Genomic DNA, 18,243 nt, shown 5'->3' with positions numbered 1-18,243 from the left:
GGAAGAAAATGAATGTTTTCTGTCATCAAGTCAACATTTGACAGATTGCTGTCACATGAAGGAAAGTTTTTGTCGTTGCAACGCTGTAGCCATTCCAAAATCAACAAGGAGCTTCAGATGTCCGCACCTTCCACCAGCACCGTTGTGCGCGTGCCTTTTACCGAGCTGCAAAGCCTGTTGCAGGCCATTTTCCAGCGCCATGGGTGCAGCGAGGCCGTGGCCCGGGTGCTGGCCCACAACTGCGCCAGCGCCCAGCGTGATGGCGCCCATAGCCATGGGGTGTTCCGCATGCCCGGTTATGTCTCGACCTTGGCCAGCGGCTGGGTCGATGGCCAGGCCACGCCACAGGTCAGCGACGTGGCCGCCGGCTATGTGCGTGTCGATGCTGCGGGCGGTTTTGCCCAGCCGGCATTGGCGGCGGCCCGTGAGCTGTTGGTGGCGAAGGCGCGCAGCGCAGGCATTGCCGTGCTGGCGATCCACAACTCGCACCATTTCGCTGCGTTGTGGCCGGATGTCGAGCCGTTCGCCGAAGAGGGCCTGGTAGCCCTCAGCGTGGTCAACAGCATGACCTGCGTGGTGCCGCATGGTGCACGCCAGCCGCTGTTCGGTACCAACCCCATCGCTTTCGCTGCGCCTTGCGCCGAGCATGACCCGATCGTTTTCGACATGGCCACCAGTGCCATGGCCCATGGCGATGTGCAGATTGCCGCGCGCGCCGGCCAGCAATTGCCGGAGGGCATGGGGGTGGATGCCGATGGCCAGCCGACCACCGACCCGAAGGCGATCCTGGAAGGCGGCGCCCTGCTGCCATTTGGCGGGCACAAGGGCTCGGCGTTGTCGATGATGGTCGAGCTGCTGGCGGCGGCGCTGACCGGCGGTCATTTCTCCTGGGAGTTCGATTGGTCCGGGCATCCGGGGGCGAAAACGCCATGGACCGGGCAGTTGATCATCGTCATCGACCCGGGCAAGGCCGAAGGCCAGCGGTTTGCCCAGCGCAGCCGCGAGCTGGTGGAGCACATGCAGGCGGTGGGGCTGACGCGCATGCCGGGCGAGCGGCGCTATCGTGAGCGCGAGGTGGCCGAGGAGGAGGGGGTGGCGGTGACCGAGCAGGAGCTGCAAGGCCTGAAAGCGCTGCTTGGATGACCCGGTCTCTTCGCGGGTAAACCCACAGGTGCCTGAGCTGTTCCCAGGCTGTGCGCTGAACCCGTAGGAGCGGGTTTACCCGCGAAGAATCCAGCCCTCATCCCGGTCATGCAATGTTGCATAGACAACCTTGCACAATAGTGGATGTTCCTGAACCCGCACTCCGGGTATGCTCAACACTGACTTTCCGTACCGTCCTGATCCAAGGAGCTGCACGCTGTGTTCAAACATGTCGATGCCTATGCCGGCGACCCGATCCTCTCGTTGATGGAAACCTTCAAGGCCGACCCGCGCGCCGACAAGGTCAACCTGAGTATTGGCCTGTACTACGATGAGGCCGGCGTGGTGCCGCAACTGGCGGCGGTGGATGCGGTGGAAAAACGCATTGCCGGTCAGGACCACGAAGCCTCCCTGTACCTGCCGATGGAAGGCCTGGCCAGCTACCGCCAAGCCATCCAGGCGCTGCTGTTCGGTGCTGATCACCCGGCCGTGACCGGCGGCCGTGTGGCCACCGTACAGACCGTGGGTGGCTCCGGCGCCCTGAAGGTCGGTGCCGACTTCCTCAAGCGCTACTTCCCGCAGTCCGAAGTCTGGGTCAGCAACCCGACCTGGGACAACCATCGCGCCATCTTCGAGGGTGCAGGCTTCAAGGTGCACACCTACCCGTACTTCGACCAGGCCACCCGTGGCGTGGACTTCGACGGCATGCTGGCCACCTTGCAGAGCCTGCCGGCCAACAGCGTGGTGCTGCTGCACCCGTGCTGCCACAACCCTACCGGTGCCGATCTGCAGCAGCACCAGTGGCAACAAGTGGTCGAAGTGGTCAAGGCGCGCCAGCTGATCCCGTTCCTCGACATCGCTTATCAAGGCTTCGCCGAAGGCCTGGTGGAAGATGCCTACGCCATCCGCGAAATGGCCCGTGCGGGCGTTCCGTGCCTGGTGAGCAACTCCTTCTCGAAAATCTTCTCGCTGTATGGCGAGCGGGTGGGCGGCCTGTCGGTGGTGTGCGATGACGAGGCCACTGCCCAGAGCGTGCTTGGCCAGCTGAAGGCCACCGTGCGCCGCAACTACTCCAGCCCGCCCAACTTCGGCGCCCAGCTGGTTGCTGGCGTACTGAGCGATGCTGGCCTGAATGCCCAGTGGGCCGAAGAAGTCGAAGTGATGCGCAAGCGTATCCTCGACATGCGCCAGGCGCTGGTCGATGCCCTGGCCGTGCTGCTGCCGGGCCAGGACTTCCAGTTCTTCCTGCGCCAGCGCGGCATGTTCAGCTACACCGGCTTCAGCGTCGAGCAGGTACGTCGCCTGCGTGACGAGTTCGGCGTGTACCTGATCGACAGCGGCCGTGTGTGCATGTCCGGCCTGCGCCCGGCCAACCTGCAACGGGTTGCCGAAGCGTTCGCTGCCGTTCAGAAGTAACTCGCCGAAGGGCCAGCTGCGGCCCCTCCTGTGGGGCGCGGTTGGACTTTGTGCGGCCTTGCGTCGCGAAGGGGGTGCGGAGCGCCCCTACGATTGCAGCTTTGCCGCTGACATTGCTGGGGCCGCTTTGCGGCCCTATCGCGACGCAAGGCCGCTCCCACAGGCCGCTCCCACAGGCGGCCCCCAGAGGCTGCCCCCAGAGGCTGCCCCACAGGCCCCCAGGCCACTACATTCCATCGATCGACACCAGCAATGCCTTCCGCTTGTAAAGACAAGTGCAACCGCTCCTCGGAAAAGGGCTTCGCAAGTGCAACCTTTCCGTGCACAATCGCGCCCCTCTTTTCCGGTTGAGTTGGGCGAAACGTCTATTTCGCCATTCTCAGCCTGTTGCAGTCTTGCGAGTGGAGCTTCACCCGGAATGAATGAGCAGGCCCCAAGCGTTGAACAACGCTTTGCAGAATCGACCCCCGCCGCCCTCGGCACCTGGGCGCGTCACGACACCACCTGGATGCTGGGCCTGTTCGGCACAGCCATCGGCGCCGGGACACTGTTCCTGCCGATCAACGCCGGTCTTGGCGGCTTCTGGCCGCTGCTGATCCTGGCCGTGCTGGCCTTCCCGATGACCTATTTCGCCCATCGCGGGCTGACCCGTTTCGTCCTTTCCGGGCGCGATGGCAGCGACATCACCGAAGTGGTCAAGGAGCATTTCGGCATCACCGCCGGTGCCTCGATCACCGTGCTGTACTTCTTCGCCATCTTCCCGATCCTGCTCATCTACAGCGTGGCGCTGACCAACACCGTGTCCAGCTTCATGGAACACCAGCTGCACATGCAGCCGCCGCCACGGGCAATCCTGTCATTCGTGCTGATCCTCGGCCTGCTGGCCATCGTGCGCTGCGGGGAGCAGGCCACGGTCAAGGTCATGAGCCTGCTGGTCTACCCGTTCATCGTTGCGCTGGCGTTGCTGGGCCTGTACCTGGTGCCGCACTGGACCGGTGGCATTCTCGACAGCGCCACAGAGGTGCCGCCGGCCTCGGCCTTCCTGCACACCCTGTGGCTGGCCATTCCGGTGATGGTGTTCTCGTTCAACCATTCGCCGATCATCTCGGCCTTTGCCGTCGACCAGAAGCGCCGTTACGGCGAGCACGCCGATGAGCGCAGCGGCCAGATCCTGCGTCGTGCCCACCTGCTGATGGTGGTGATGGTGCTGTTCTTCGTGTTCAGCTGCGTGCTCACCCTGAGCAGCGCCCAGCTGGCCGAAGCCAAGGCGCAGAACCTGTCGATCCTGTCGTACCTGGCCAACCACTTCAGCAACCCGACCATCGCGTTCGCTGCGCCGTTGATCGCCTTCGTGGCCATCGCCAAGTCGTTCCTCGGCCACTACATCGGCGCCAGCGAAGGCCTGAAGGGCATCATCGCCAAGACCGGTGCGCGCCCAGGCGCCAAGGCCCTGGACCGCGTGGTTGCCGCACTGATGCTGGTGGTGTGCTGGATCGTCGCCACCCTTAACCCGAGCATTCTCGGCATGATCGAGTCGCTCGGCGGCCCGATTCTCGCGGTGCTGTTGTTCCTGATGCCGATGTACGCCATTCGCCGTGTGCCATCGATGCGCAAGTACAGCGGTGCGGCCTCCAACGTGTTCGTCGTTGTGGTCGGCCTGGTTGCGCTGACTTCGGTGGTGTACGGCCTTGTAAGCTGATTCACCCGTTTCATTCAAGAATGCCCGGGTCGCTTGCCGCCACCCGGGCATTTTTTTGCCTGATCAAGGTTTCAGCAGCGCTGCATTCCATCGTCCTTGGTGCATGCAAGCAGCCACCCTCCGCACAGGCTGGCCACCACGAACAGCACGCCCAAGCCTGCCGGTAGCTCGCTTTCCAAACCTGCGACCACACTGCTCGTCAAACCGGCACCGGCGAACAGCAATGTCGTATTGAGCGACGCTGCCGCACCTGCCTGACGTGGATAGCGCGCCAAAGCCTGGGTCGTTGCGGCGGGGCGTACCAGGGTTGTCCCGGTGGTACAGACAATCATCGGCAGTAGAACCCCGAGCACAGATAACCCTGCCACCCATTCCCACATCAAAAGGGTAATGCCCGCAGTACTTATAAGCAGCAAGCCTGCTTTTATTTGAGCTTGCGGGCTTACGCGACTGTTCAGGTAGGTCGCAGCCATGCCGTCGACGATGTATGCCAACCCATAGCCGATAAAGACCAGAGAGAATTGATAGGCCGTCAGCTCCAGCCTGCCCATCAGCAGCAAGGGCGCTATGACTATAAAGGAAAAATGGCAGGCAAAGGCGAGGCTGGACAGCATGGAATGCGCGAGATAGTCCGTGTCTCGCAGCATCACCCGATAACTGGACATGCTTGGCGCCCGGTCGCGCGACGCAGGTGTGTCATGAAGCAGCACACACGATAAAAGTGAAACGATTGCAGCGATGATCACGAATGCCGTAAAGCTTGCTTTCCAGCCAAAGGACTGTTGAAGAAAAGCACCTGCCAGCGGTGACAGGGAGATGAACAACCCGCTCGCGCTTGTTAACAGGATGCGCATGGCATTGCGTTGTGTACCGCTGTAAAGGTCCTGCACAAGCGCCTGGCCTAGCACGAGGCTGCCGCAACCCAGGGCCTGCACCAAGCGAAAGGCCATGAACGTTTCATAATGAGTTGAAAATACGCAACCGAGCGCCCCCACAATGGATACGCTCAACCCAGCGAGCAACAAACGCTTGCGCCCGATGCCATCCGACAGTGGGCCGATCACGATTTGCGCCATGGCCACACCAACAGCAAAAAAGCTCACTGAGTACGCAATCTGTTTTGTGTCGACCCGAAACTCATCTGAGAGCGCAGGGAATGATGGGAGGATCACGTCCAGAGGAAACACACCCAGCAGACATAACAAAATCAGCAACGTTGAGCACAGGTGGCGCCGGAGCGAACCAGCGGGGCGGTTCATGCCATTAACTCCTCGATTGGAACTGCAAGAAATAGCTTTCGTCCTCCAGTAGATCAGTACGCTAAAGATGTACAAGGTGAGCTTGGTAGCGAAACTTCCGATAGAGGTGTAGGAATTGTATGGAGAGGCTGGGATGGGCGTTCGGCAACGGTGAGGCAACTGGCCATAACCGCGGCTATCGGCATTTTTTGTCCACAAAAATCGTCCGGCAATGGAACAATTTCACCTGCCCCCATAGGCACCCGGCTGCCTTCATGCTTAACTCAGTGTCCTTTTCAAACCCCGCATAAGGATTTCGTCATGGCTCAAGTGACTCTCAAAGGCAACCCGGTCCAGGTCAACGGCAACCTGCCACAGGCCGGCGCCCAGGCTCCGGCTTTCTCCCTGGTAGGTGAAGGCCTGGCTGACAAGTCGCTGAAAGACTACGCCGGCAAGCGCAAGGTGCTGAATATCTTCCCAAGCGTCGATACCCCGACCTGCGCCACCTCGGTGCGCAAGTTCAACGCCCAGGCCAACGACGTCGCCAACACCGTGGTGCTGTGCATCTCGGCTGACCTGCCGTTCGCCCAGGCACGCTTCTGCGGCACTGAAGGGCTGGACAATGTGAAGAACCTGTCGACCCTGCGTGGCCGCGAGTTCCTCGAGAACTACGGCGTAGCCATCGCCGACGGCCCGCTGGCCGGCCTGGCCGCCCGCGCCGTGGTGGTGCTGGACGAGAACGACAAGGTGCTGCACAGCGAACTGGTTGGCGAAATTGCTGACGAGCCGAACTACGAGGCGGCGCTGGCTGTACTGAAGTAAGGATTGCGTGGGGCAGGGCGGGCGTCTGTAGCCTGTGATGGCCTCTTCGCGGGTAAACCCGCTCCTACAACGTGCGGCACAGGTTTCAAAGGCTGTGACATCCCCGTAGGAGCGGGTTCACCCGCGAAAGGGCCAGACCAGGCAACCGAACCTTCAGGCCCGCCACCGCTCCAAGCAACACCCTGTAACGGCCCGGAACACGTTCCGGGCCGTTTTCATTTAAAATTCCGCCTCTTGGCAACGTCAGGCAAAGGTAAACCTCTGGTAAAGGCCCTTTGCTAAAACGATGGCAGTGCTTATCGTTCATCCTCCTCAAGTCGTCATTCCGAACAAGGTTCGTTCAACCCATGCAAGCGTCCAATTCCCGTTCCCTTCGTCGCTGGCTCGTCGGCCTGCTGATCCTGCTGCTGGTGGCTGCACTAGCCTGGTGGCTGTGGCCCGCAGCGACGCCTGCGCATAAAGAAGCCGGTGGCGGGCGCGGTGGCAAGGGCATGGGCATGATCGGCGGCCGCCCAGGTTTTGGCGGCTCCAGCGACCCGGTACCCGTACGCGTCGTGCCGGTGCGGATAGGCGACTTCCCCCTCTACTACAAAGCCTTGGGCACGGTTACCGCGACCAATACGGTCAATGTGCGCAGCCGCGTGGCTGGCGAACTGGTGAAAATCCACTTCAAGGAAGGCCAGCGCGTCAAGGCTGGCGACCTGCTGGCCGAAATCGACCCGCGCCCTTATCGCATCGCCCTGCAGCAGGCCGAAGGCACCTTGGCGCAGAACCAGGCACAGTTGAAGAACGCTCAGGTCGACCTGGCCCGCTATAAAGGCCTGTACGCTGAAGACAGCATCGCCAAGCAAACACTGGACACCGCCGAAGCCCAGGTTGCGCAGTTCCAGGGGCTGGTCAAGACCAATCAGGCACAGGTCAACGACGCCCGCCTGAACCTCGATTTCACCCAGATCCGTGCGCCGATCAGTGGCCGTGTGGGCCTGCGCCAGCTCGATCTGGGCAACCTGGTGGCCGCCAACGACACCACCGCGCTGGTGGTGATCACCCAGACCGAGCCGATCAACGTCGCCTTCACCCTGCCGGAAACCGAACTGAGCACGGTGCTGGAGCGCTACCGCAGTGGCGCCAGCCTGCCGGTCGAGGCCTGGGACCGCGGTGACAGCAAGCTGCAGTCCACCGGTGTGCTGGGCAGCATCGACAACCAGATCGACACCACCACCGGCACGCTGAAGTTCAAAGGCCGCTTCGAGAACAAGGACCTGGCCCTGTTCCCCAACCAGTTCGTCAACGTGCGCTTGCTGGCCGACACCCTCAAGCAGGTGGTCATGGCCCCGGCCGCGGCCATCCAGTTTGGCAACGATGGCACCTTCGCCTATGTGGTCAACGAGCAGAGCACCGTCAATGTCCGCAAGCTGAAGGTGGGCGCCAGCGATGGCGAGAACAGCGTCATTCTCGACGGCTTGAAGGCTGGCGACCGTCTGGTGCTGGAAGGCACCGACCGCCTGCGCGAAGGCACCAAGGTGGAAGTGGTCGAAGACAGCTCGCAAGTGCCGACCAGCCCGGGCCAGCACCTGCAAGGGCAGGAAGCCAAGGGCGCGGCGCAAACAGGTGAAGCACAACCCGGCAACGCAGCAGGCAAGGCGGGCGCATGAACCTCTCGCGCCTGTTCATCCTGCGCCCGGTCGCCACCACGCTGAGCATGCTGGCCATCGTGCTGGCCGGGCTGATCGCCTACAAGTTGCTGCCGGTTTCCGCCTTGCCGCAGGTGGACTACCCGACCATTCGTGTCATGACCCTCTACCCCGGCGCCAGCCCGCAGGTGATGACCAGCGCCGTCACCGCGCCACTGGAGCGCCAGTTCGGCCAGATGCCGGGCCTGGAACAGATGGCCTCGACCAGTTCTGGCGGCGCGTCGGTGCTGACCCTGCGTTTCAACCTCGACATGAACATGGACGTTGCCGAGCAACAGGTGCAGGCCGCGATCAACGCCGCCAGCAACCTGCTGCCCAGTGACCTGCCGGCACCGCCGGTGTACAACAAGGTCAACCCGGCCGACACCCCGGTGCTGACCCTGGCCATCTCCAGCAAGACCATGCCGCTGCCCAAGCTCAACGACCTGGTCGACACCCGCGTGGCGCAAAAGCTTGCGCAAATCAGCGGCGTGGGCATGGTCAGCATTGCCGGTGGCCAGCGCCAGGCGGTACGCATCAAGGTCAACGTCGACGCCCTGGCGGCCAATGGCTTGAATCTGGATGACGTGCGCACGCTGATCGGTGCCTCCAACGTCAACCAGCCCAAAGGCAACTTCGACGGCCCGACCCGGGTGTCGATGCTCGATGCCAACGACCAGCTGCGCTCTCCCGAGGAATACGCCAACCTGATCCTGGCCTACAACAACGGTGCGCCGCTGCGCCTGAAAGATGTGGCCGAAATCGTCGACGGCGCCGAGAACGAGCGGCTGGCCGCCTGGGCGAACCAGAACCACGCAGTGCTGCTGAACATCCAGCGTCAGCCGGGCGCCAACGTGATCGAAGTGGTCGACCGCATCAAGGGCCTGCTGCCGTCGATCACCGACAACTTGCCGGCGGGCCTCGATGTATCGGTGCTGACCGACCGCACCCAGACCATCCGCGCCGCGGTCAAGGACGTGCAGCACGAACTGCTGATCGCCATCGTTCTGGTGGTGATGGTCACCTTCGTTTTCTTGCGCCGTTTCAGCGCCACCCTCATTCCGTCGATTGCCGTGCCACTGTCGCTGATCGGGACGTTCGGGGTCATGTACCTGGCCGGGTTCTCGGTCAACAACCTGACACTCATGGCCCTGACCATCGCCACCGGCTTTGTGGTCGATGATGCCATCGTCATGCTGGAGAACATCTCCCGGCATATCGAAGAGGGCGAGACGCCCATGCAGGCGGCACTCAAGGGCGCCCGACAGATTGGCTTCACCCTGATTTCGCTGACCTTCTCGCTGATTGCGGTCCTGATCCCGTTGCTGTTCATGGCGGACGTGGTCGGTCGCCTGTTCCGCGAGTTCGCCATCACGCTGGCAGTGGCCATTCTGATTTCCCTGGTGGTGTCCCTGACCCTGACGCCGATGATGTGCGCGCGTCTGCTCAAGCGCGAGCCCAAGGAAGAAGAACAAGGCCGCTTCTACCGCGCCAGTGGCGCCTGGATCGACTGGCTGATCCAGCACTACGGCAGTGCTCTGCAGTGGGTGCTCAAGCATCAGCCGCTGACCTTGCTGGTGGCGGTGGCCAGCCTGGTGCTCACGGTGTTCCTGTACATGGTCGTGCCCAAGGGCTTCTTCCCGGTGCAGGATACCGGGGTGATCCAGGGTATTTCCGAAGCGCCGCAGTCCACCTCGTTCGCTGCCATGAGCGAACGTCAGCAGGCCCTGAGCAAGGTCATCCTGCAAGACCCGGCCGTGCAGAGCCTGTCGTCCTACATTGGCGTAGACGGCGACAACGCCACGCTCAACAGTGGTCGCCTGCTGATCAACCTCAAGCCCCACGGCGAGCGCGATGTCAGCGCCAGCGAAGTGATCAGCCGCCTGCAGCCGCAGGTCGACCGGCTGGTGGGCATCCGCCTGTTCATGCAGCCGGTGCAAGACCTCAGCATCGAGGACCGGGTCAGCCGGACCCAGTACCAGTTCAGCCTGTCGTCGCCGGACGCCGACCTGCTGGCGCAGTGGAGCGGCAAGCTGGTGCAGGCGCTGCAGCAGCGCCCGGAACTGGCCGATGTGGCCAGCGACCTGCAGGACAAGGGCTTGCAGGTGTACCTTGTAATCGACCGTGACATGTCCAGCCGCCTGGGGATCAGCGTCTCGCAGATCACCAATGCCCTGTACGACGCCTTCGGCCAGCGGCAGATCTCGACCATCTACACCCAGGCCAGCCAGTACCGCGTGGTGTTGCAGTCCAGGGACGCCGCCACGATCGGCCCGCAGGCGCTGGAGTCGATCCACGTCAAGGCCACCGATGGCGGCCAGGTGCGCCTTTCGGCGCTGGCGCGGATCGAGCAGCGTCAAGCGCAGCTGGCTATTTCCCACATCGGCCAGTTCCCGGCGGTGACCTTGTCGTTCAACCTGGCCCACGGCGCGTCGCTGGGCGAAGCCGTGCAGGTGATCGAGCAGGTGCAGAAGGACATCGGCATGCCGCTGGGTGTGCAGACCCGCTTCCAGGGTGCGGCGGAGGCCTTCCAGGCGTCGCTGTCGAGTACCCTGCTGCTGATTCTGGCGGCGGTGGTGACCATGTACATCGTGCTGGGGGTGCTGTACGAAAGCTACATCCACCCGATCACCATCCTCTCGACCCTGCCGTCGGCGGCGGTCGGTGCCTTGCTGGCCTTGCTCATCAGCGGTAACGACCTGGGCATGATCGCCATCATTGGCATCATCCTGCTGATCGGTATCGTCAAGAAGAACGCGATCATGATGATCGACTTCGCCCTGGAGGCCGAGCGCAATCAGGGCATGAGCCCGCGCGATGCCATCTACCAGGCGGCGTTGCTGCGCTTCCGGCCGATCCTGATGACCACCCTGGCCGCGCTATTTGGTGCGGTGCCGCTGATGCTTGCCACCGGTTCCGGTGCCGAGCTGCGCCAGCCACTGGGCCTGGTGATGGTCGGCGGGTTGCTGGTCAGCCAGGTGCTGACGCTGTTCACCACTCCGGTCATCTACCTGTACTTCGATCGCCTGGCCCGCCGCCTGCGCCCGGCCACTGACGTGAAGCAGGCCCAGGCATGAACCTGTCCGGGCCTTTCATTCGTCGCCCGGTGGCGACCATGCTGTTGAGCCTGGCGATCATGCTGCTGGGCGGGGTCAGCTTTGGCTTGCTGCCGGTGGCACCTCTGCCGCAAATGGACTTCCCGGTGATCGTGGTGTCGGCGAACCTGTCTGGTGCCAGCCCCGAGGTCATGGCGTCCACCGTGGCCACACCGCTGGAGCGCAAGCTGGGCAGCATCGCCGGCGTCACCACGCTCACCAGCAGCTCCAACCAGGGTTCGACACGGGTAGTCATCGGCTTCGAGCTGGGCCGTGACATCGATGGCGCAGCCCGCGAGGTGCAAGCGGCGATCAACGCTACCCGCAACCTGCTGCCCAGTGGCATGCGCAGCATGCCCACCTACAAGAAGATCAACCCGTCGCAGGCGCCGATCATGGTGCTGTCGCTGACTTCGGATGTGTTGCAGAAAGGCCAGCTGTATGACCTGGCCGACACCATCCTTTCACAGAGCCTGGCTCAGGTGTCGGGGGTAGGGGAGGTGCAGATCGGTGGCAGTTCGCTGCCGGCCGTGCGCATTGCCGTCGAGCCGCAACTGCTCAACCAGTACAACCTGTCGCTGGACGAAGTGCGCACCGCAGTATCCAACGCCAACCAGCGCCGGCCCATGGGCTTTGTCGAAGACGCCGAGCGCAACTGGCAGGTGCGGGCCAACGACCAGCTGGAAAGCGCCAAGGATTACGAGCCGGTGGTGATTCGCCAACAGAACGGTACCATTCTGCGCCTGTCTGACGTGGCGACCGTCACCGACGGCGTTGAAAACCGTTACAACAGCGGCTTCTTCAACGACCAGGCAGCGGTGCTGCTGGTGGTCAACCGCCAGACCGGCGCCAACATCATCGAAACGGTCGACCAGATCAAGGCGCAGCTTCCGGCACTGCAGTCGTTGCTGCCAGCCAGCGTGCAACTGAACGTGGCCATGGACCGCTCGCCCGTGATCAAGGCCACCCTCAAAGAGGCCGAGCACACCCTGCTGATCGCCGTGGTGCTGGTGATCCTGGTGGTCTACCTGTTCCTCGGCAGCCTGCGCGCCTCGCTGATCCCCAGCCTGGCGGTGCCGGTATCGCTGGTGGGTACGTTCGCGGTCATGTACGTGTGCGGTTTCTCGCTCAACAACCTGTCGCTGATGGCGCTGATCCTTGCCACCGGTCTGGTGGTGGACGATGCCATCGTGGTGCTGGAAAACATCTCCAGGCACATCGAGAACGGCCAGCCGCCGATGAAGGCGGCCTACCTGGGCGCCAAGGAAGTGGGCTTCACCTTGCTGTCGATGAACGTGTCGCTGGTGGCGGTGTTCGTCTCCATCCTGTTCATGGGCGGTATCGTGCGCAACCTGTTCCAGGAGTTTTCCATCACCCTGGCGGCGGCGATCATTGTCTCGCTGGTAGTGTCGCTCACCCTTACACCGATGCTCTGCGCCCGCTGGCTCAAGCCGCAACAGGCCGAGCAGACACGCCTGCAGCGCTGGAGCGACAAGCTGCATCAGCGCATGGTTGCTGCCTATGACCGCAGCCTGGGTTGGGCCCTGCGCCACAAGCGGCTGACCCTGCTCAGCCTGCTGGCCACCATCGGCATCAACATCGCCCTGTACGTGGTGGTGCCCAAGACGCTGATGCCCCAGCAGGATACCGGCCAGTTGATGGGCTTCATCCGGGGTGACGACGGCCTGTCGTTCACGGTGATGCAGCCGAAGATGGAAATCTACCGCCGCGCCTTGCTGGCCGACCCGGCAGTACAGAGCGTCGCCGGTTTCATCGGTGGCAACAGCGGTATCAACAACGCCTTTGTGCTGGTGCGCCTGAAACCGATCAGCGAGCGCAAGATCGACGCGCAGAAGGTGATCGAGCGCCTGCGCAAGGAACTGCCCAAGGTGCCCGGCGGGCGCCTGTTCCTGATGGCTGACCAGGACCTGCAACTGGGGGGCGGTGGGCGTGACCAGACCTCTTCTCAGTACCTGTATACCTTGCAAAGCGGCGATCTGGCGGCGTTGCGCGAATGGTTTCCCAAGGTGGTCGCGGCGCTGCGTGCACTGCCTGAGCTGACCGCCATCGACGCCCGCGATGGTGCCGGTACCCAACAGGTGACGCTGGTGGTCGACCGTGACCAGGCCAAGCGCCTGGGCATCGACATGGACATGGTCACCGCAGTACTGAACAACGCCTACAGCCAGCGGCAGATCTCCACCATCTACGACAGCCTCAACCAGTACCAGGTGGTGCTGGAGATCAACCCCAAATACGCCTGGGATCCGAGCACGCTGGAGCAAGTGCAGGTGATCACCGCCGACGGCGCCCGGGTGCCGCTGTCGACCATCGCCCACTACGAGAACAGCCTGGCCAACGACCGGGTCAGCCACGAAGGGCAGTTCGCTTCGGAAGACATCGCCTTCGACGTCGCCGAGGGCTACAGCCCCGACCAGGCCATGGCGGCACTGGAGCGCGCGGTGGCCAAACTGGGCCTGCCCGAGGAGGTGATTGCCAAGCTCGGCGGCACTGCCGATGCCTTTGCCCAGACCCAGCAGGGCCAGCCCTTCATGATCCTTGGCGCACTGCTGCTGGTGTACCTGGTGCTGGGCATTCTGTATGAAAGCTACATTCACCCGCTGACCATTCTTTCGACACTGCCTTCGGCGGGCGTCGGTGCCTTGCTGGCGCTGTACGTCACCGGTGGCGAGTTCAGCCTGATCTCGTTGCTGGGGCTGTTCCTGTTGATCGGGGTGGTGAAAAAGAATGCCATCCTGATGATCGACCTGGCGTTGCAGCTGGAGCGCCATCAGGGCTTTTCGCCGGAAGAGTCGATCCGCCGGGCCTGCCTGCTGCGCCTGCGGCCGATCCTGATGACCACCCTGGCGGCGATCCTTGGCGCATTGCCGTTGCTGCTGAGCCAGGCTGAAGGCGCAGAAATGCGTCAGCCGCTGGGCCTGACCATCATCGGTGGCCTGGTGTTCAGCCAGATCCTCACCCTTTATACGACGCCGGTGGTTTATCTGTACCTGGACCGCCTGCGCCACCGTTTCAACCGTTGGCGCGGCGTGCGTACCGACGCCGCTCTGGAAACCCCGCTATGACTTTTGCCCAGACCCCACTTCACCGTGCCCTGCAGGCACTGACCCGTGGCCGTGGCTCGCGCCTGCTCGGCGCCGGGTTGTGCGTGGCCTTGCTCAGTGCCTGTACCCTGAGCCCCGACTACCAACGCCCCGAGCTGAACAGCACGGCGGCGCAGTTCAAGCACGCCGAAGGCTGGACCCAGGCCTCGCCGTCCGACGCCATCGCCCGCGGCGCCTGGTGGGAAATCTACGGCGATGCCGGGCTCAATGCGCTGGTCGAAGAGCTCAACCGCAGCAACCAGACCGTGGCGCAATCAGAAGCCCAGTATCGCCAGGCCCAGGCGCTGGTGCGCAGCAGCCGTGCGGCGCTGTTCCCCAGCCTGGACCTGAGCACCAGCAAGAACCGCTCGGCGCAGGGCACCGGCAGCTCCAGTTCCAGCCTGTCCAATAACAGCAGCGGCATTCGCAACACCTACAACGCGCAGTTGGGCGTGAGTTGGGAGATCGACCTGTGGGGCAAGCTGCGCGAAACCCTGAATGCCAACGAAGCCAGTGCCGAAGCCAGTTTCGCCGACCTTGCGTCGATCCGCTTGAGCCAACAGTCGGAGCTGGTGCAGAACTACCTGCAATTGCGGGTTATCGATGAGCAGAAGCGCTTGCTGGAAGCCACCGTGGCGGCTTATGAGCGCTCGCTGCGAATGAACGAAAACCAGTACCGCGCCGGTGTCGCCGGCCCGGATGCCGTGGCCCAGGCACGCACCCAGCTCAAAAGCACCCAGGCTGACCTGATTGACCTGATCTGGCAGCGTGCGCAGTTCGAAAATGCCATCGCCGTGCTGCTGGGCAAGGCTCCGGCCGACTTCGCCCTGGCCGACAGCAAGGCGATTCCCGCGTTGCCGCAAATACCGGTTTCGCTGCCTTCGCAGCTGCTGGAGCGGCGCCCGGACATCGCTGCAGCCGAACGCAACGTGATGGCGGCCAACGCCAACATCGGGGTGTCGCGGGCAGCCTACTTCCCGGACCTCAGCCTGAGCATGAGTGGTGGTTATTCCAGCAGCAGCTTCAGCAACTGGATCGAGCTGCCCAACCGCTACTGGTCGGTAGGCCCGCAGCTGGCGCTGACCCTGTTCGACGCCGGCAAACGCAGCGCCGAGGTAGACCGCACGGTGGCCGTGTATGACCAGACGGTGGCGCAGTACCGCCAGACCGTGCTGGACGGCTTCAGGGAAGTGGAAAACCTGCTGGTTCAGCTGAAGGTGTATGGCGATGAAGCCGTGGTGCGCCAAGAGGCGCTTGATGCTGCCCGCGAGTCGTTGCGCCTGACCGAGAACCAGTACCGTGCCGGTCTGATCGGCTATCTGGATGTGGTCAACGTGCAAACCACGGCGCTGAGCAACGAGCGCAGCGTGCTGAACCTGCTGCAAGGGCGCCTGGTGGCCAGTGTGCAACTGGTGGCTGCGTTGGGCGGCGGCTGGGATGCAGAGCAGGCGTTTGCCGAGCAGAATTGACCACGCGCAGGGGCGGGCGCTGGGGTTATTGGATCCATTCCCATTCGCAAAAACCCCGTGCGTTTCCCTTAAGCTTGAGTACAATCGTCAGCTTTGCCGGGCCCCCTGTCCCGGCGCTGGAACTCTCAATGCTGACCGGTAGCTACTCCTCTTCGCTGGTGTTGATTTCGCTGTGCGTGGCGATCCTGGCATCCTATACCGCCCTTGACCTGACCGGCCGCATCGCCACGGCCAAGGGCCGCGCTGCCTGCCTGTGGATGGGCGGCGGTGCGTTGGCCATGGGCATCGGCGTGTGGTCGATGCACTTCATTGGCATGCTTGCCTTCAGCTTGCCCATCGACTTGGGGTACGACCTGGCCCTGACCGCGTTCTCGCTGCTGATCGCTGTGCTGTCCTCGGGCTTTGCCTTGTGGCTGGTCAGCCAGCCGAGCCTGCCAGCGCTGCAGTTGGGGTTCGGCGCGCTGATCATGGGCGCCGGTATCGCTTGCATGCACTACACAGGCATGGCCGCGCTGCGCATGCTGCCTGGCATCGATTACGACCCGACGTTGTTCGGCGCTTCGCTGCTGATTGCCGTGGGCGCCTCGGCGGCGGCATTGTGGATTGCCTTCCGCCTGCGCAAGCACACCCCCTATGTGCGGCAGATCCGCGGCCTGGCGGCGGTGGTCATGGGCTTTGCCATCGTGGGCATGCATTACACCGGCATGGCAGCGGCGAACTTCCCCGAGGGCAGCTTTTGCGGCGCGCTGGGGGCGGATTGCAGGGTGACAGCCTGGTTTACCTGGTGCTGATCACCACGCTGGCAGTACTGGCAGTGGCTTTGCTGACTTCGGTGCTGGACGCGCGTCTCGAGGCACGTACTGCCGAGTTGGCCCGTTCGCTGACCTTGGCCAACCAGGAACTGACCCAACTGGCCCTGCACGACACCCTCACCGATCTGCCCAACCGTACCTTGCTGGCCGATCGTATCGAACAGGCCATCGCCAAAGTGGCGGAGCAGGGCGGCTGTTTTGCCCTGATGTTCATTGATCTGGACGGCTTCAAACCCGTCAACGATGCCTTTGGCCATCATATCGGTGACCTTCTGCTCAAGGCAGTGGCGGCCCGCCTGCGCGGCCACCTGCACAGCCAGGACACGCTGGCTCGGATTGGCGGCGACGAATTCGTGCTGCTGGTGGAACTGCAGGAGCCGAACGATGCCATGGATGTGGCGGTCAAGCAGGTCAACCTGGTGTCCCGGCCTTTCCGCGTCGCCGAGCACGACCTGCAACTGTCGGCGAGCCTGGGCATCGTCCTGTATCCGGGCAACGGCCAGGACCAGCATGAGCTGCTGCGTAACGCCGACGCTGCCATGTACCATGCCAAGAGCGCCGGCAAGAACGGTTACAGCTTCTTCGATGTGTCGATGAACAGCAATGCGCGCCAGCAGTTGCAGCTGTTGCAGGACTTGCGCCTGGCGCTGGAGCAGCGCCAGTTCCGCTTGCATTATCAGCCCAAGTTCGACGCCCAGGCCTGCCAGCCGATCGGTGCCGAAGCATTGCTGCGCTGGGAGCACCCGCAGCAGGGCCTGCTGCTGCCTGACCGCTTCATCGGCCTGGCGGAAAAGACCGGCCTGATCATCCCCATCGGTGAGTGGGTACTCACTGAGGCCTGCCGTCAGATGCGTCAGTGGCTGGACCAGGGGCACCATGGCTGGCGCATGGCGGTGAACCTGTCGGCCATCCAGTTCTGCCATGCCGGTCTGGTCGACAGCGTGGCCCGCGCCCTGCAGCAGAACGGCTTGCCAGCAAACTGCCTGACACTGGAAATTACCGAAACCACCGCCATGCACGATGCCGACGCCAGCCTGACCGTGCTGCAGCGCCTGTCCGACATGGGCGTGGACTTGTCCATCGATGACTTTGGTACGGGCTATTCCAGCCTGATGTACCTCAAACGCCTGCCAGCCAACGAGCTGAAAATCGACCGCGGGTTCGTACGTGATCTGGAGCAGGACAGTGACGATGCAGCGATTGTTTCGGCAATCGTCGCACTGGGCCAGGCGTTGGGCCTGCGTATCGTTGCCGAGGGGGTTGAAACCGACAAGCAGCAGGACTTCCTGACCCGTCTGGGATGTGACTCGTTGCAGGGCTACCTGCTGGGCCAGCCCGTGCCGGCCGAGCAGTTCATGAGCAAGTTGCAGGCCATGGGCCCGGAACTCACTGCTGCGGGCTAGACTGCATCGCGCAAGGTAAAGGCGGGTATGAAGGCATCCATTTCCGCCTCGACGGCCTCGATGATGCGCTCTACATCGGCGGCGGCCATGATCGCTGCACAGGGGATACCCGCAATCGCCAGCAGGGTTTCACCGCTGGCGCGGTCGAACAGCCGCGCGACCATGCTGCGTGGCGCATCCATGCTGGCCTCGAAACCTAACGGATGGAAATGCCAGCGCATCACCTGGCAGGCGTTGGGGAACGTCATCTTGTTCATGCCAGCCTCCTTGTCCGTACCTGGACGTGATGAGCGGGTGGCCACATCGATGCGGCCGCCGGGAAACTAAAGATAGCACCTGCTAGGCGCAATTTTCGGTTGCAAGTACGAC

General features: G+C 63.1%; 10 protein-coding genes and 1 pseudogene. 9 read left to right on the top strand and 2 right to left on the bottom strand.

The window, feature by feature from the left end:
* The first annotated feature begins 117 nt into the window (after positions 1-117).
* From C4Q27_RS28425 to C4Q27_RS28410, 3 genes are all read left to right on the top strand, one after another.
* Positions 118-1,143 carry an Ldh family oxidoreductase gene (locus C4Q27_RS28425; RefSeq protein ID WP_064492666.1) on the top strand — a complete coding sequence of 342 codons (1,026 nt, stop codon included), beginning with the start codon at positions 118-120 and terminating at the stop codon, positions 1,141-1,143.
* Between the two features lie 219 nt (positions 1,144-1,362).
* Positions 1,363-2,559 carry an aromatic amino acid transaminase gene (locus C4Q27_RS28420; RefSeq protein ID WP_003247729.1) on the top strand — a complete coding sequence of 399 codons (1,197 nt, stop codon included), beginning with the start codon at positions 1,363-1,365 and terminating at the stop codon, positions 2,557-2,559.
* A gap of 418 nt (positions 2,560-2,977) precedes the next feature.
* Positions 2,978-4,258 (top strand): serine/threonine transporter, encoded by a 1,281-nt coding sequence (locus C4Q27_RS28410; protein WP_012052080.1) that lies wholly within the window; start codon positions 2,978-2,980, stop codon positions 4,256-4,258.
* Positions 4,259-4,329: 71 nt separating this feature from the next.
* Here C4Q27_RS28410 and C4Q27_RS28405 read toward each other — a convergent pair whose 3' ends face one another.
* Positions 4,330-5,517, bottom strand: a complete 1,188-nt coding sequence (locus tag C4Q27_RS28405) for a Bcr/CflA family efflux MFS transporter (protein ID WP_064492665.1) — start codon at positions 5,515-5,517, stop codon at positions 4,330-4,332.
* A gap of 300 nt (positions 5,518-5,817) precedes the next feature.
* Between C4Q27_RS28405 and tpx the strand changes: the two genes are divergently transcribed.
* From tpx to C4Q27_RS28375, 6 genes and pseudogenes are all read left to right on the top strand, one after another.
* Positions 5,818-6,318 carry a thiol peroxidase gene (gene tpx, locus C4Q27_RS28400; RefSeq protein ID WP_064492664.1) on the top strand — a complete coding sequence of 167 codons (501 nt, stop codon included), beginning with the start codon at positions 5,818-5,820 and terminating at the stop codon, positions 6,316-6,318.
* 347 nt (positions 6,319-6,665) lie between these two features.
* Positions 6,666-7,973 carry an MdtA/MuxA family multidrug efflux RND transporter periplasmic adaptor subunit gene (locus C4Q27_RS28395; RefSeq protein ID WP_064492663.1) on the top strand — a complete coding sequence of 436 codons (1,308 nt, stop codon included), beginning with the start codon at positions 6,666-6,668 and terminating at the stop codon, positions 7,971-7,973.
* Positions 7,970-11,068, top strand: a complete 3,099-nt coding sequence (locus C4Q27_RS28390; RefSeq protein ID WP_064492662.1) for an MdtB/MuxB family multidrug efflux RND transporter permease subunit — start codon at positions 7,970-7,972, stop codon at positions 11,066-11,068. Before C4Q27_RS28395 ends, C4Q27_RS28390 begins: the two co-directional genes overlap by 4 nt.
* Positions 11,065-14,172 (top strand): efflux RND transporter permease subunit, encoded by a 3,108-nt coding sequence (locus C4Q27_RS28385; RefSeq protein ID WP_104887766.1) that lies wholly within the window; start codon positions 11,065-11,067, stop codon positions 14,170-14,172. Before C4Q27_RS28390 ends, C4Q27_RS28385 begins: the two co-directional genes overlap by 4 nt.
* On the top strand, positions 14,169-15,659 hold the full coding sequence (locus C4Q27_RS28380; protein ID WP_064492660.1) for an efflux transporter outer membrane subunit: 1,491 nt from the start codon (positions 14,169-14,171) through the stop codon (positions 15,657-15,659). The genes C4Q27_RS28385 and C4Q27_RS28380 overlap by 4 nt, the downstream gene beginning before the upstream one ends.
* 128 nt (positions 15,660-15,787) lie before the next feature.
* Positions 15,788-17,874, top strand: a pseudogene (locus C4Q27_RS28375) (putative bifunctional diguanylate cyclase/phosphodiesterase).
* Here the strand turns inward: C4Q27_RS28375 and C4Q27_RS28370 are convergent.
* A complete protein-coding gene (locus tag C4Q27_RS28370; protein ID WP_003247746.1) occupies positions 17,871-18,131 on the bottom strand; it encodes a DUF1652 domain-containing protein in 261 nt (86 codons plus the stop codon). The pseudogene C4Q27_RS28375 and the gene C4Q27_RS28370 overlap by 4 nt on opposite strands.
* Between the last annotated feature and the right edge of the window lie 112 nt (positions 18,132-18,243).

Origin of the sequence: Pseudomonas sp. SWI36 (assembly GCF_002948105.1) — a bacterium.
GTDB lineage: Bacteria > Pseudomonadota > Gammaproteobacteria > Pseudomonadales > Pseudomonadaceae > Aquipseudomonas > Aquipseudomonas alloputida.
Note: the sequence above shows the minus strand (reverse complement) of the source record. Positions and strands in the feature narration are given on the sequence as shown.